The organism is Streptomyces milbemycinicus, from assembly GCF_002154605.1.
GTDB classification, from domain to species: domain Bacteria; phylum Actinomycetota; class Actinomycetes; order Streptomycetales; family Streptomycetaceae; genus Streptomyces; species Streptomyces milbemycinicus.
This window is the reverse complement of the sequence record NZ_MUNE01000450.1, coordinates 1-14,434: the sequence shown is the minus strand read 5'-3', so window position 1 is coordinate 14,434 and position 14,434 is coordinate 1. Positions and strand designations below refer to the sequence as shown.

The 14,434-nt window shown below is 66.2% G+C and carries 12 protein-coding genes and 2 pseudogenes; 5 read left to right on the top strand and 9 right to left on the bottom strand.

Translation table 11 applies throughout. The features are described 5' to 3' along the window. The 5 genes and pseudogenes from CCN51_RS54515 to CCN51_RS32770 all read right to left on the bottom strand — a co-directional run. Positions 1 to 1,077 (bottom strand): annotated as a pseudogene (locus CCN51_RS54515) (hypothetical protein); the annotation flags it as partial. 129 nt (positions 1,078 to 1,206) lie between these two features. Next, the gene (locus CCN51_RS56050) at positions 1,207 to 1,350 is read right to left on the bottom strand and encodes a DUF6760 family protein (protein ID WP_014181555.1); all 144 of its coding nucleotides are present in this window, start codon (positions 1,348 to 1,350) and stop codon (positions 1,207 to 1,209) included. Then, complete coding sequence (locus CCN51_RS32780; protein ID WP_014181556.1) at positions 1,347 to 1,817, bottom strand: hypothetical protein; 471 nt, start codon at positions 1,815 to 1,817, stop codon at positions 1,347 to 1,349. Before CCN51_RS32780 ends, CCN51_RS56050 begins: the two co-directional genes overlap by 4 nt. Next, positions 1,817 to 2,260, bottom strand: a complete 444-nt coding sequence (locus tag CCN51_RS32775; RefSeq protein ID WP_014181557.1) for a phage tail protein — start codon at positions 2,258 to 2,260, stop codon at positions 1,817 to 1,819. The genes CCN51_RS32780 and CCN51_RS32775 overlap by 1 nt, the downstream gene beginning before the upstream one ends. Before the next feature lie 32 nt (positions 2,261 to 2,292). Beyond that, the gene (locus tag CCN51_RS32770) at positions 2,293 to 3,852 is read right to left on the bottom strand and encodes a phage tail sheath family protein (RefSeq protein WP_014181558.1); all 1,560 of its coding nucleotides are present in this window, start codon (positions 3,850 to 3,852) and stop codon (positions 2,293 to 2,295) included. 247 nt (positions 3,853 to 4,099) lie between these two features. On the opposite strand from CCN51_RS32770, the gene CCN51_RS53680 reads away from it, so the two are divergent. The 3 genes from CCN51_RS53680 to CCN51_RS54505 all read left to right on the top strand — a co-directional run bounded on the left by CCN51_RS53680 (position 4,100) and on the right by CCN51_RS54505 (position 9,773). Further along, positions 4,100 to 7,903: a phage tail protein gene (locus tag CCN51_RS53680; protein WP_238545522.1), complete on the top strand. Its 3,804-nt coding sequence runs from the start codon at positions 4,100 to 4,102 to the stop codon at positions 7,901 to 7,903. Between the two features lie 21 nt (positions 7,904 to 7,924). After that, a complete protein-coding gene (locus CCN51_RS54510) occupies positions 7,925 to 8,635 on the top strand; it encodes a hypothetical protein (protein WP_143675955.1) in 711 nt (236 codons plus the stop codon). 652 nt (positions 8,636 to 9,287) lie between these two features. Next, positions 9,288 to 9,773 (top strand): thioredoxin domain-containing protein, encoded by a 486-nt coding sequence (locus tag CCN51_RS54505; protein ID WP_143675954.1) that lies wholly within the window; start codon positions 9,288 to 9,290, stop codon positions 9,771 to 9,773. Positions 9,774 to 9,784: 11 nt separating this feature from the next. On the opposite strand, the gene CCN51_RS32755 is transcribed toward CCN51_RS54505, so the two are convergent. After that, a complete protein-coding gene (locus CCN51_RS32755; RefSeq protein ID WP_014181561.1) occupies positions 9,785 to 10,369 on the bottom strand; it encodes an SUKH-4 family immunity protein in 585 nt (194 codons plus the stop codon). A 224-nt stretch (positions 10,370 to 10,593) separates the two neighbouring features. Next, positions 10,594 to 10,971 (bottom strand): annotated as a pseudogene (locus CCN51_RS32750) (transposase); the annotation flags it as partial. A 187-nt stretch (positions 10,972 to 11,158) separates the two neighbouring features. Here CCN51_RS32750 and CCN51_RS54500 point away from each other — a divergent pair. Both CCN51_RS54500 and CCN51_RS32745 read left to right on the top strand, forming a co-directional pair. Then, positions 11,159 to 11,353: a hypothetical protein gene (locus CCN51_RS54500; protein ID WP_143675953.1), complete on the top strand. Its 195-nt coding sequence runs from the start codon at positions 11,159 to 11,161 to the stop codon at positions 11,351 to 11,353. After that, the gene (locus CCN51_RS32745) at positions 11,350 to 11,601 is read left to right on the top strand and encodes a hypothetical protein (protein WP_014181563.1); all 252 of its coding nucleotides are present in this window, start codon (positions 11,350 to 11,352) and stop codon (positions 11,599 to 11,601) included. The genes CCN51_RS54500 and CCN51_RS32745 overlap by 4 nt, the downstream gene beginning before the upstream one ends. A gap of 436 nt (positions 11,602 to 12,037) precedes the next feature. On the opposite strand, the gene CCN51_RS32740 is transcribed toward CCN51_RS32745, so the two are convergent. Together CCN51_RS32740 and CCN51_RS32735 are read right to left on the bottom strand one after the other, a co-directional pair. Next, entirely contained in the window at positions 12,038 to 12,964 is a 927-nt protein-coding gene (locus CCN51_RS32740) for a type IV toxin-antitoxin system AbiEi family antitoxin domain-containing protein (protein ID WP_014181565.1), read from the bottom strand. A 61-nt stretch (positions 12,965 to 13,025) separates the two neighbouring features. Beyond that, on the bottom strand, positions 13,026 to 14,434 hold a 1,409-nt coding region (locus tag CCN51_RS32735), incomplete at its 5' end, for an ATP-binding protein (RefSeq protein ID WP_143675952.1).

Below are 14,434 nucleotides of genomic sequence, written 5' to 3'. Positions count from 1 at the left end.
CCCCTGCCGCTGAGCCGAGGGCGCTGGCTCGGACCAACGCACCGGCACGACCAGGGGCTCAGCGGCAGGGGACGGGGAAACCCCCGACGGGCCATCGGCCGGGCCGTCCGCCGAGGGCGGCCGTACCCCCGAGAACAGGGGCACCGACCGCTGCGCGACCAGAGGCACCACCGGCCCCGCGGCTGGTGCGGGTGGCACCCTCGCCGCCGGAGTCCCGTCCGCCGAGGCCCGCTGGATCGGGACCGGCGGCCGATCCGCGACGGAGGGCGAGGGCGAGGGCGAGGGCGTGGAGGCGGGTACGGCGGCGGGCGCAGGCTCAGCCGAAGCCCGGGGTTGGGGATGGGGCTGGTGCGCGGCGGGTATCGGCGCGGGTGGCGTGGGCGGCACCGGCCCGCTGTCGGCAGTGTCGGCAGTGTCGGCCGTAAGGACTTCTAGCGGATCGTCGCCGAGCAGCGGCCTGGACACCTCGGCCTGCTCCGCCTCCGCCGCACCGCCGCCGGGGTCGTCCAGCGGTACGGCGCTGGTGCTCGCGGCGGGTGTGCGCTGCGCGGTGGGCGGCAGCCCGGCCAGCGGTTCGCCGAGACCGACGGTGTGCGGCCGGGGCGGCGTGGGCGCCGCGGAACGCCGCTGGACGGCGGGCGGAGTGGTGTCCGTATCCGGGACGGCCCGCTGCGTGGACGCGACGGGCAGCGCGGGCAGCTGACGAATCCGCATGGCCGGAGGCCGAGCGGAGATCAGCGGCTCCACGACATCCGAGCCCGCGACCCGCTGCAAGGCCACGGCAGGGGTTCCGGACGGCCGCGCGTCGCCGCCACCGCCGCCGCCGCTCCGGGGCAGGCCGAACACTCGACTCACCGTCGGCGTATCAGGCGCGCCAACCGTACTCCCCACATCCGGGGCCTGTGGCACACCCGGCGTGGCGAGCCCATGTCCCAGGCCGGACGGCGCCTCGGGGCTGACCAGGTGGCCGAGCGGGGTCAGGAAGGACGAGTCCCGCCAGGTGTCCAGGGAGCCGCGGAATCCGTTCGGGTCGGTGACCAACTCCGGTTCGGCCACCGTACGCTGCAGGGGAGGCAACTCCAGCCACCCAGGCACCGCGGGCGTGGCCGGCGTATCAGCTATGGCCGGCGTGGCCGACGCGGCCGGACCCTGCTGGGGACCACCGCGCCGAAGCCCACTCCACCAGGACAGCAATCCCATCCGCCCTCACCGCTCACTCAGCCGGGCGATGTGATGGACGTACCGCAGCCGCTCGGGGTGTTCGAGGTCGAGGATCTGGTCCAGGGGCCAGTGGAAGTGGTAGGCGAGGTACGCGACTTCCTCGTAGATCCGGTCGGTCGCGTACGTCACGATTCCCCCAGGCGACCACCGCCGGACAGGTCCACCGCGAAGTTCTCGTGGCAGGAGGGGCAGGTGACCGCGGCGCGGGTGTGTCCCTCGGCGTTGATCCTGCGGTAGAAGTCCTGGAGGAAGGCGAGATCGGAGGCGAACAGGTCCTCCACGACGCCCGGGTGGATATCGTCGATCGTGCCCAGGCGTGTGATCACGCGAGAGATGAGCACGACGGACAGATACGCGGAGTTCTCCCGGACCCGGTCGTCCCGCAGCGGAATCAGCTCGTCGCGGGCGGTCGCCAGCCGCATCACCCCGCTGCGGTGCACGGTCCCGGACTCGTCCACGTATCCGCGTGGCAGCTCGAAGGCGAACTCGGTGCGTAGCGTTTCACGGCCTTCATCTCGGTCCGTACCGGAGCCGGAGCCGGGCGGCAGCCCGGAGCCCTCCTCCTGCCGCGCGGACGGGGGGAACGCGCGCCGCATCAGTCGACTTCCACACTCTCGTAGGTGATCGACAGTTTTTCGGTGAGCACGGAGGTGTCCCCGGCCTTGAGCGTGCTGATCTCCAGCGACTTGGGCCAGGCGTTGATGAGCTTGTAGCGCTTGATCGGCATGCCCTCGTAGTCGTAGACGATGATCGAGCCATTGCGGCGGGCGCTGACCATCTTCCCGAACCGGGAATCCTTGATCCACTGCTCGAAGCTGTTGTCCTCGGTCAGCCCGCGTGTGACGGTGACCTCACCGGCCTTGGGCCGGCCCGGAAGCTTTTTGATCGCGTATTTTCCGTCCGCGGTGTTCTGCTTCAGCTCGATGACGTCCTGCTCCATCTTCAGACCACTGACCTCGGTGATCTGCCGGATGAGAACGCTGTCGAATTCCAATCCGAAGGAATGGCCTACGGAACTGTCAAATTCGGCGAGCGGCATACGACCTCCTCAATTCAGTAATTCAGTCGTGATCACTCGTCGACCCCGCCGGTCCCGGCGGAGAGCTGGGCGAGCCGGAACACCACGAACTCCGCGGGCTTGACCGGGGCCACTCCCACCTCACAGATGACCTGGCCCGCGTCGATGCTCTCCGGCGGGTTGGTCTCGCGGTCACACTTCACATAGAAGGCCTCGTCCGGAGTCACCCCGAACAGCGCCCCCTTGCGCCACTCATTGACCAGGAACGCGGAGATCGTGCGCCGGACACGGGCCCACAGGGCATCGTCGTTCGGCTCGAACACCACCCACTGGGTCCCGGCGAGAATCGACTCCTCGAGGTAGTTGAAGAGCCGCCGCACATTGAGATAGCGCCAGGCCGGATCGTCGGCCAGGGTCCGCGCCCCCCACACCCGGATGCCACGGCCGGGGAAGGCCCGGATGCAGTTCAGGCCGATCGGGTTGAGCAGGTCGTGCTCGCCCTTGGTGATCTGGGTCTGCAGCGCGACCGCCCCGCGCAGCACTTCGTTCGCCGGAGCCTTGTGCACCCCGCGTGAATCGTCGTTACGCGCCCACACGCCGGCGACATGCCCGCTCGGCGGTACGAAAGCATCGCGGCCGACGGCCGGGTCGAAGACTTTGATCCACGGGTAGTACATGGTGGCGTACTTGGAGGCGAAGCCGGTCGTCTCCTCCCGCCAGGTCTTGATCTGCCGCGGGCTCAGACCGGGCGGGGGATCGAGGATCGCGATCCGGTCGCCCATCGCCTCGCAGTGTGTGATCAGCCCGCGCTGCACCGAGATCACCGACTCCAGGTCCAGCAGCCCGCGCTGATAGGCGCTCATCAGATCCGGCGCGGCCACCATCGTGATCTCTTCGACCGCCTCCAGACCGCCGAACCCGGTGCGCTGGTCGGGGTCGCCGACGTACGAGTCCGCCGACAGCGCATCGGGCACGGCCGCCCCCGGACCGGAGCCTTGCGCCCCCGCCAGGGTCACCGACTGCGCCTCGGGCCGCGCGGGCGCGGCGCCCTTGCCGGGCTCCTCCAGCCTGATCAGCTGGGACCGCGCCCTGACCTGTGTGGCCACATTCTCCTTGCTGCGCTTGGTGGTCACGTTCGGATAGGTCTCCACGACCGCCCCGTCCCGCTTGACCACCAGCGTGAAGACATCCTGCGGCGGGTCCTCCCCCTCGGGGTCGGCCACCTCGACGGTGATCTCCCCGGTGACGCCGGGGAGGGCCCGTACGGTGTAGGGCCCGAGTTGGGCGGTGGCCTCGGCGCCGATCTCCTTAGGCGCGCCCGTACCCGCTTCCCCCTGGTCTGCCTGACCGGCAACGCCGATGCGTACGACGTAGCAGATGCCGCCGCCGTTGGCGAAGAAGCCGTAGACGGAGGAGGCGAGATAGGTCCCCTCGACGAAGTCGCCGAAAACGCTCGTGAACTGGGTCCAGTTGGTGATGAGCGTGGGCTCGTTGAACGGACCTTTCTGTGCGAACCCGATGAAGGCGGCGACGGAAGTGCCGACCCCTTCTATGGGCCGCGACCCGGATTCCACCTCTTCGACGTAGACACCCGGGGACAGGTATGACGGCATGCCACTCTCCTCGACCGGGGAAACGAAGCGATTCTTCCCGGGCAATGGATCAATGGGAAAGGGCTTTCGGCCGCCCCCACGTACACAGCCGAGTGCCCGAAGGGGCAGCAACGATTTCCTTCCCTATCGTGCAGAAAGTTCTGCCCCCACCATTACCCCGCCGTCAGCGCTCCGGAGCCCTTGCGCCCAGCACCCTGACAGACATGCCGCGGACGCAGTGCCGGCCGACCGGTGACGGGGTGATCGGGTGAAGGCTGCCCCGGAGAAGGCCACGAAGCCTGCCGCGAAGGAAGACCGCGCGACACCGACGCAGCGCACGCCAGAGGTCGCAGCGCCTCCGACGCAGCGCACGCCCGACGCCCCCGCACCGGAGCGGGCGCCCGCTACTGATGGCCGGGGCCTGACCCCTCGCCACCTCCACCGCCTGCAGGGCATGGCGGGCAACGCGGCCGTCTCCCGCCTGGTGGCGCAGCGCTATACGGCCCCGGTGAAACCCCCGCCCGCTCAGGCTCCCGGCTTCCGCAGGGTCCAGTCGGATGTGGCCGCGAAGAAGCAGAAGTTGTCCCAGCACAACCCGGCGGCGAGCGAGTCCCAGTCCGCGCAGGACGCGGCGGTGGCCCCGCCGGACGACAAGGAGGCGCAGGGCAAGGCGGCCAACGCGGAGAAGATGAACGACGCCAAGCCGGGGGAGTTCAACAAGGCGGCCTTCATTGAGGCCGTCAACAAGGCGATCGCGTCCCAGGCGCCGAAGAACCTGGACGAGGCGGACAAGTTCTCCGACTCCGGCAAGGCCGAGAAGATCAAGGGCGAGGTCGACGGCAAGGTCACGGACGGCAAGAACGCGTCGTCGAAGGACATCGAGACCACCACGAAGGCCGCCCCGGACACCTCGCAGGCCAAGGAAAAAGAAGTCACCCCGATGAAGCCGGACCAGCCTCCGGCCAACCCGGGCGCGCCGAGCGCCGCCGACGCGACGCCGCAGCAGCAGCCGCCCGAGGTCACGGACTTCTCCGAGGGCCCGAAGAAGACCGATCAGCAGATGGCGGACGCGGAGGTTACCGAGGAGCAGCTGGCCAAGAGCAACGAACCGGAGTTCACCGACGCCCTGTCGGAGAAGAAGAAGGCCGAACAGCACTCGGCAACGGCCCCGAACCAGGCCCGCACGGCGGAAAAGCAACAGCTGACGACCGCCAAATCCAACGCGGCAGCGGCCGGCACCCAGGCCATGGCGACCCTGACCGCCACCCGCAACGCGGCGGGCCAGCAGGTCGACGGCGGCAAGGGCGAGACCAAGTCCAAGGACGAGCGGAAGCGGCAGGAAGTCACAGCAAAGCTTCAGAAGGTCTTCGACGCCGCCCAGAAGGACGTCGAGGGCATCCTGTCCGGCCTGGACGGCAAGGTCGACAAGCAGTTCGAGGACGGCGAGAAGAAGGCCCGCGACGCCTTCAACACCGACCAGAAGCGCCGGATGAAGGCGTACAAGAAGAAGCGCTACGGCGGCTTCTTCGGCCCCGCGAAATGGGCCAAGGACAAGATCGCCGGAATGCCGGAGGAGGCCAACCAACTCTTCCAGGAGTCCCGCAAGCTCTACGTCAACATGATGCAGGGCGTCATCTCGTCCATCGCCGACACCATCGGCGCCGAACTCGGCAAGGCCAAGGCCCGCATAGCCCAGGGCCGGGCGGACATCAAAACCGAGGTCGACAAGCTCCCCGCCGATCTGAAGCAGTACGGCCAGGAGGCGGCCAAGGACTTCGCGGGCAAGTTCGACGACCTGGAATCCGATGTCAACGCAAAATCAGAACAACTAGTCCAAACCCTGGCTCAGAAATACACCCAGGCACTCAACGCCGTCGACGAGGAGATCAAGAAACTCCAGGAAGCGAACAAGGGGCTCGTCCAGAAGGCCGTGGACGCCGTCGTCGGCGTCATCAAGACCATCAAGGAGCTCAAGGACCTCCTGATGGGCATCCTGGCCAAGGCCGCCAGCGCCATCATGAAAATCATCAAGGACCCCATCGGCTTCCTGGGCAACCTCGTCCGAGCCGTCGGCGCGGGCCTTCAGCAGTTCATCTCCAACATCGGCACTCACCTCCAAACCGGTCTGGTCTCCTGGCTATTGGGCACCTCGGCCAAAGCGGGCATCGAGATCCCCTCAAAGTTCGACCTCAAGGGCATCATCCAACTGATCGCCTCGCTCCTAGGCCTGACCTGGGCCAACATCCGCGCCCGCATCACCCGCAAGGGCGTCCCCGACCAGGCCATGAGCGCGGCCGAACAATCCGTCCCCGTCGCTAAAGCCCTCGCCACCGAAGGCCCAGCCGGCGCCGCAAAAGAAATCACCGCCGAGACCGGCGACCTCAAGTCCACCATCCTCGACGACCTGAAGTCCTACCTCATCCCCACCGTCATCATCGCCGGCATCACCTGGATCCTCTCCCTCCTCAACCCTGCCTCGGCCTTCGTCCGCGCGGTCAAGGGCATCATCGACATCGTCACGTTCATCGTGAACCAGGGCGCGCAGATCGTCGAATTTGTCAACGCGGTCCTGGACGCGGTCATAGCCATAGCCAACGGCGGCTCCGCCGGCGTACCCAAGATGGTCGAAACCGCCCTGGCCGCCAGCATCCCCCTCCTCATCGGCCTCCTGGCGTCCCTCCTTGGCATCGGCGGCCTGGCCAACAAGATCAAGCAGGTCTTCCAAAAAATATCCCGCCCGGTCAACCGCGCCATCGACAAAATCGCCGCCAAAATCGCCCAGATCGGCAAGAAGCTCTGGGCCAAACTCAAGGGGGGCACGGGAAAGAACGGGAAGGATCAGGCCAAAAGAAAGGACGCAGCACTCAAGGCGGCCGATCGATTCTTGTCCACTGGCCCGACCAAGGAATCGGCGGAAAAACGAGTTCCGGCGATTGGTCGGAGCCATCGCACACGCCTGCATCTCACCACGGCAAAGGTGGAGGATGCCAGGGAATACGTTTATGTGCAGACTGAACGCACCCCAGAACGTATGGTTCGCCGATCCGATGACCCAAAATCCAGCCCAGAACTTGAAGAACTCAAGGGCGCCTACATCAAGGCCGCAAAATCAATTGCTGATGTAAAAGAGACACGCGCGACCGCACTCGTCAGACTCTCGCTGTCGCGGGACGGCGAAAAGAAAAAGGAGGTCACTAACCGTCTAGATAGACTCAATTCGGTCATTGATCCGAAGAAGAGTCGAGTGAAGAGGTACAAAGAGGCCCTGTCTGGAAAGGCTTCACGGCAAGCAATTGCCAATTTGGTGAAAGTATTCAATTCTGCTTCAAAAGACGCAGAGGGATTGAATGAGGAGCTTCGCGAGCTAAAGTCCAGGGCGGTATTGAAACCTGGTGATCTGGTGATGGCCAAGGGGGCTCACTGGGAAGCGTGTAAGGTGGCGACCGTCGCTGATGAGTCTTTCACCTGCAACGCTATTGCAGAGTATCGAGACCCCAACGTCACCGGCCCCTCGCTGACAATCAGAACTGCAAGCGCCTTCTGGGAGCCCCTCGAACCGAATAGCTGGCATCGGCATTACTTGAATAAAAAGGGGAAGGCATGGGAAAATATACGAGGAGCATCTCAGTGGGATGACTACCGGGATGCGCGTCAGGCTCTTAACTACCGTGCGAATATCTACCATGGAACCAATGCGGGAAAGCTCTTCCAGAATCCAAGCGGGAAGGACTGGCATCACATACGCGAGAACAGCGCTGGAGGCGCACATTCGGTGAGAAACTTAGCCCTTACCGACTCTGACCTCAATCGGAAAACTTTCAATGAATGGTTCAGTAAAACAGTCGATGAGCGCACAGGTGGCGTCCCTCTTCGGGACTTTTTGAGTAAAATTGACGACGAAACCATACACGAAGAATGGGGCAGGATATGTATTGAAGAGCACGGCCACATGATTGAGGTACGCGATACCAAATGGGGACAATTTCAAGAAGTGGTTGAGGATCCTGCAAAAAGGGCCGCTGTTGTGGCGCGATTTGCTGCCGCTCTCCGAGGAAGACTAGGAACCCTCTAGCATCGATTGTATGGTGGACAGATGAGGATGCAAGCGGTTCTCCGGTTCAAGACCCCTCCGATCCCTGTTGAGGTGTATGAACTCCTCAACAGGCATAATGCTCACCAACGGGAGGGGGCTCTGGTTGTCTGGGATTACCCAACTGCACTTGTGCCAGAAGAGATGACGAGTCTCTTGCGCTCCCGCGAGATTGAATTCGACACTTCCTATACTCTGCATCCAACTCCGGATGACCTGCCGGGGGAGCTGGCGGCCTATCTTAGGCTGGATTATTTCGAAGACCACTACGCAATTGCCGAGGAGCTCTTTCTGGCGCGACAGAAGGATACTCTCTCCTTCATTGGGAGCGATGCGCTGATCGCGGCCCTCGGCCCCTACACGGCTGAGGTCACGTGGGAGGAACTCCGTGGATGCAGGGGATTCCATGCTTTGGCCTCCGTTCCTCGGCTTCCTGATCCGGTAATGATCCCTCGCGCTGTTTGGATGGCAGAGACAAGAGAGGGAAGTTGGGCAGTGCAGAGCGACGGCCGAGAACTCCTGACGCAAGCAAACACGGAAATACTCCAACGATCGGGTATTGCGCAATCTGATTATTGTAGTATTGATGGTCAGGTGTTCCGGTGGGATCGCCCTCCTATTTTCGGAGGGGCTGCCATCGCCCTTCTGGCGAATGAGGAAGTGATCGGAGTGTCTCTGCCTCCGATCTTTTTGGGGAAAATCGATGCGCCGTAACCGTCGCCGAGGTCATATGAGCTCGTAGCGCGATCATGATGGTGCTATGAGCTCAGAGGAACTGAGATCTTAACGGAGGGAGAACAGTCCAGCGCTGCGGCGGGCGATGGCCCGCACGATGCTGTAGGTGCAGACTTGCTCTCGCGTAGGCCGCCGTGGGTGTGGCGTTTCCGGTAGTGAGCCAGGGCGCCGCTGAGACATGATTGCGCATGGCCCCCTCAGGGACCCGACGATTGTCTGATAAGCGGGGCTGGCAGAAGCTGTCGGCAAGCTGGGAGGCCGTCGGGTCGGAGGCGACCGGCCCGAACAGGGCCGGTTCGGCCGTGCCTTCGCCTGGATGGTAGGGGCAGCTCGAACCACACCAGCTTGCCGATGACATTTGGGGAACGAGACCTCGACACGCAGATGACTGGCGGACAGTTCGTAGCGGACTTCGATCTCACGACCTGGTGGGGCGTATGCGTGCCGCACGGCGTTGGTGACCCGACAGAAGCAGTTCGGCCGTCTCCAGCAGCTCCGTTGTGATGGGCTCCGTCGCTGGTGCTCTGACCGGGAAGGTTCACGGCTTACGGAGTTCACGGCGTGGGCCAGCGAGCACCTTGTGGAGTGACAGGCGATCCGCTGCATCCCGGCCGGGGATGAAATGGGGGCGGTGCGGGAGTTGGGTGTGGCGACAGGGCGGTTGGTGATCGTCGTGTTGCCATCGGACTGCCATCGAAAGGCAACCTCATGCCGCTGCTACGCCTCGGCGTTTCCCTTCAACCGCGCTGGCGGCTCGACGACGGAGCCAGCGTGCTCCGCGCCGCACGCCTCGCTGAAGACTTACGACGTCCGCCGCGAGTGGTTCCGGATCAGGCTGATGGAGGACCACGGCGTGGCCAGTCTGGCGATCCTGCGGGCCCACGGCATCACGGTCGAGGCACTGACCGCAGCGGAAGCCGGTATCGACCGGCCCTTGACCGAGGAGAAGACGGAAGCGATGACCGAGGAGGACAAGGAGGCTCGCAAGGCCTTCCTCCTGGTGCTGAAGAAGAAGAACGACGAACTGCTCAAGGCGCTCGCCAGGGTGGACAACGCGGGCGTGAACGAGAAGGACGACTCATGGGTGGTCAGCCACGGCTACGTCGGAGGACGCTGACCAACCCGGTATCACTCCTCCGACGCGAGGGTCTCCAGCGCGAAGAGCACCACGTGCTGCCAGAACATGGCCGGGCTGTCGAAGGACGGCGGATCGACGTCGCAGATCTCCCCGGCCAGGCGGCGCACCTCGTCCCCGATCTCTTCCTGCGACTCGTCCTCGTCCGCGCTGTAGAGCAGGTCGAGGCCCTTGAACTTCAACCGGAGCTGGTATGCGGTCTCGAGGAATCGCTCCAGGGATGTGTTGACCAGCGCAAACTTCCGGTTGCTGCTCCCCGGCTCGTACCAGTAGATGCGGTAGTCCGCCCGCGACATGCAGGCGAAACCGCCCATGCCCGCGGCAATCACGATGTCGTCCCGGACCTCCGGCGGGAACTTGTCCGGAGTCCCGGTATCGACGGCCTGGCTGATGGTCTGCGGCGGGTCGGTCCGGACGTTGCCGAAATACAGGTGGCCCAGGAGTGACTGGGGCATGCCGACCTCGGTCAGCAGCCGCCGGTCATCGGGGTTGGCGAAATGCCGCTCGGCGACCTCCGGCGGCATCGTCTCGACCCAGAGCGAGCCGAACGCCGACACCAATTCCGCGTGCGTGACCATCTCTGGGCTCCTCAGTCCGCTACCGCTCCGGATTACCGTAGCAAGCACGCACGGACCGACCCCGTCCCTTGTGGTCAGTCGCCGTCGGTGCCGCGGGGTGCCGAGCCTGCCAGTGGGGTGGTGTCGAGGTAACTGACCTCGTAGACCCGCTCGGTGAACCTCGAGCCGTCCGGAGTGCGCTGGTGGCGGTAGTGGTAGATGGCGTAGTTCAGCCCTTCGTGGCCGCTCCAGGGCCAGGTCGCCGATATCCGCAGGCGCAAACGCCGACCGCCGCGGGTGAGGCGGGCAGCGACGTGCAGCAGCCGGTAGCGGAGCTTCTTCGGCTCGGCGGTGGCCAGTTCCCCGTCCAGCAGCAGGACGCGCATCCAGGCCAGTAGGCCGCACCGGATGCGGTCCTCGACCGTGGCATGCCCGCGGTGGCGGACTTCGAGGAACTGGGCGCAACCACCGCCGGAGTAGGGGGTGTCGGTGAGGAACGCCTGATGGCGCCGTCCCTCGTCCTGGTCGAACAGGGACAGCTGAGCTCCGGGGTGCGGCCGCTGGCGGCCCACGATGATGCGGGTGCCGGCCGGGTAGCCGTCCAGATCGACCGTGCCGGTCATGTGCCCCGTTGCGCCTGCTGGTGACAGTGTGTCGCAAAGTCCTCACCGTCAGCCTACCCATCATGGGGATAGCCACGGGAGGCAAGTCAGCAGCGCTACTTCGCAGCACAGTTGGCAGACGCAAGAGACCCCCGCGACCGATGCGAACGGTCCGGGGGCGTGGTCAACGCTGTGTAGGAGCGTCAACGTGACAAACCATATCCCCCAATTCGTGCAGTGGCTGTTGCGGCTACTGCTGCCCGGCGCGGGTCGTCATCGCGACGTCGAGACAACCCCTTCGGTGCGCTGTATGGGCCCCGCGCCCCTGAGGGTTCCGCGCGTGCAGCGTTACCGTTGCGCGCTGCTGGTGTGCGCGCACCATGACTTGGCGGTGATCAAGTGAGCGGCCACCGGCCCGTGGATGTTCCGCGCAGCTTCAAGCTGTCCGGTGACGTGCGGTTGCTTGATGACCAGTTCGTCATCCCGGTTCAGGTCTTCCGGAACGGCATCTACGAATCGACGGACCTCGCGGCACTGTCTGTTGATAACGCCTCTGTGCTGAACGCGCAGCTCACGCGGCTCTTGGACGAGAGGGCCTGCCTGGGGCCACGGAGGCGGAAAGATCCGAACAGCCCTTGGAGCCGGTTCTGATGGCCGATGCGCAGGGAGGGCAGCAGAGCGGTGGCCAGGACCGGAAGGAGCCGGACGCGAAGCGCAAAGTGTTGGAAGCGGCGTTGCGCAGGCTGAACAAGTGTGTCGTCGGGCGGTGGCAGGCGATGAGGTCGCTACTGCCCTAGAGAACGGGCCGGGGGCTGTTGTCCAGGGGAAGGACCATGCGGCTCCCGCCCTCTGACTTCCTTGGATCGTACCTGGCATGCTGCCGGGGTGCGGCCGACGATCTGGGCGGCGACTGGCGACGGTCGTCGGCTTTCTTGGTTGCTCTGCCTCCACCCAGTTCGACGAGCATTGCCGAAGCGGGCCGTACCACCTGAACCGGCGGGTGCTGAGGCCTGATCCGCCGCGTCCGGTGAGGCGTTGGGCCCGCCCCGGGCTCCGCAGGGTGGGCATAGCGTCGCGTTCGTGGGGATCATGGGCGTTGGAGGGCCTGGCGGAGCGGGATGAGGATGTTGTCCGGGCGGTAGGTGTCGGCCCAGGTGAAGCGGAGCAGGGCCAGGCCTGGGACGAGGGTGGTCAGGCGGTTCTGGCGGAAGCGGTCTTGGTAGAGGGCCTGGGGTGTGCCGTGGGGGCCCTGGCCGTCGGCTTCGATGCCGACTCGCTGGGCCGGCCAGCCGAGGTCGATGCGCAGGGTGCGGCCTCGCTCGGGGTCCGGGATGGGCCACTGGAGGACGGGTGGGGGCAGGCCGCCGTCCAGGCAGATCAGGCGGATGCGGGTTTCGAGGGGGGATTCGGCTCGGGCGTCGGCCAAGGGGACCCAGCCGCGGGCCTGGCGTGCGCCGGGGCGGCCGGACAGGTGGGTGGGGAGGGTGAGGTGGTCGGCAGATGTGAGTACGCCTTGGTGGAGGGCGGAGTCCAGCATGCTCACGGCCTCGGCGCGGGGGAGCTGTAGGAGGAGGTCGGCGCAGGTGCGGGCGGGGGTGGTCAAGGGGATGCCGCGCAGCGTTGTGTGGGCATGGTCGGGTACGGGGGTCCTGTGGATATGGACGCCTTGGCGGCTGCGGATGGTGTCGTGCGGGGTGGCCAGGTGCAGTGTGCCGTCGTCCGGCGGGAGGCCCTGGATGCCCAGCAGCCGGGCGGCCGTGAGGCCCGCCGCCATGGCCTGCGAGCCGCAGGTGAGGAGGAGGCCCCGGACCCGGGCGCGGAGCGATGGCCCCCGGGCGCCCCGCCCGACCCAGCAACTGCCCCGGGTCAGCGGTACCCACTGGCCCGCCCGGATCATGCGGCGGATGTCCGCTCGCTCGGCGCCGACTTCGCGGAGTTGTGCGGTCGTCAGCACCCGGTCCTGACTGGCGGCCAGTGCATGTACGTTTCTCAGCACCTCGCTGCTGATCGTCATGCTGCACTATTGCGTGGAGTTCCCGGTCGTGTGTGGGCCTGTGGATAACCGGCCGGCGGGCTCAGCCGAGCAGTGACATATAGGGGCCGAACTCCGACGCCAGGGTCAGGCGGCCCAGCTTCTGGTACTCCCGCTGTACGGCGTGGATCAGGTCGGACATGGTCACGGGATGCCCTGACTCGGCGGCGAAGTACGCGGCGGTGACCGCGACCGAGCGGATGTTGCCGCCGGCGAGTTCGAAGGAATCGGCGCAGAAGTCGAGGTCCAGGTCGGCTGCGCGGGGGAGGGTGGGGCCCAGGGAGCGGTCCCAGAGGGTGCGGCGCTGGCTGGCCTCGGGGAGGGGGAAGTCGATGACGAGGTCGAGGCGGCGGGTGAAGGCGTCGTCGAGGTTGGCGCGGAGGTTGGTGGCGAGGATGGCCAGGCCGTCGAAGGTCTCCATGCGCTGGAGGAGGTACGCGCTCTCGACGTTGGCGTAGCGGTCGTGGGCGTCCTTGACCTCGGAGCGCTTGCCGAAGATCGCGTCGGCTTCGTCGAAGAGCAGGACGCCGTTGATTCCGGCCGCTTCGGAGAAGATGCGCTCCAGGTTCTTTTCGGTTTCGCCCACGTACTTGTCGATGACGGTGGCCAGATCGACCGTGTAGAGATCCAGGCCCAGGTCGGCGGCGATGACTTCGGCGGACATCGTCTTGCCGGTGCCCGAGTCGCCCGCGAAGAGGGCCGTGACGCCCCGGCCTCTGCCTCCGCCGGGCCGCATGCTCCATTCGCCGAGCACCCGGTCACGGTGGCGGGCTCGGGCCGTGAGTTCGCGGAGTTGGGCGAAGGTGTCCGGCGGGAGGACAAGGTCGGGCCAGGCCACCGCGGGTTCGATACGGCGGGCCAGGCGGTCGAGGCCCGCCGCGTTCTGGGCGCGGGCTCCGGCGCGGACGTGGTCCGGGCGCAGGGTGCCGCCGTCCAGCATCGCGGTCTGGGCCGCGCCCTGCGCGGCCCGGGTGATCTGGTCCGGGGTGAGGAGGAAGGGGGACAGGAGGCGGGCGATGTCCAGGTTCGGGGGGATGTTGCTCAGCGGCTGCTCGTGATCGGCTGCCACGCCTTCTGGCGGCTCGGCTCGGGCCGCTGTCCGGTCCCTGGTCCGTTCGCCTTCGTACGCCGCCGACCACAGCGCCGCCCGCGCCGTCGGTTCCACCCGCGGGGCGTGGAGCAGCAGTGGCGGGTGAGTTGACCAAGCCGCGTCCCAGGGGGCGCGGCCGACCAGGACGACCGGGAGCGGGATGTCCGACACCGCGCGGATGACCTGGGAGTTGTCGCGGGTGAGGGCGTCGATGGGGGCGCACACCAGGCCGGAGGCCGTTAGACGGGCTTCCCTGGCGATGATTCTCACCGCTTCGGTGGGGTTTGGGTCACGGGCCAGGGCTTCCAAGTTCACGCCCAGAATGCCATGGCCCGCCCTCGTGAGGGCGGGCCATGGCATTC

Bases quoted from the DNA above. Each gene is read 5' to 3' on its own strand.
- CCN51_RS32770 (WP_014181558.1), bottom strand. From the start codon at position 3,852: ATGCCGTCATACCTGTCCCCGGGTGTCTACGTCGAAGAGGTGGAATCC.
- CCN51_RS32755 (WP_014181561.1), bottom strand. From the start codon at position 10,369: ATGGTCACGCACGCGGAATTGGTGTCGGCGTTCGGCTCGCTCTGGGTC.
- CCN51_RS54510 (WP_143675955.1), top strand. From the start codon at position 7,925: ATGAGGATGCAAGCGGTTCTCCGGTTCAAGACCCCTCCGATCCCTGTT.
- CCN51_RS32740 (WP_014181565.1), bottom strand. From the start codon at position 12,964: ATGACGATCAGCAGCGAGGTGCTGAGAAACGTACATGCACTGGCCGCC.
- CCN51_RS32780 (WP_014181556.1), bottom strand. From the start codon at position 1,817: ATGCGGCGCGCGTTCCCCCCGTCCGCGCGGCAGGAGGAGGGCTCCGGG.
- CCN51_RS32775 (WP_014181557.1), bottom strand. From the start codon at position 2,260: ATGCCGCTCGCCGAATTTGACAGTTCCGTAGGCCATTCCTTCGGATTG.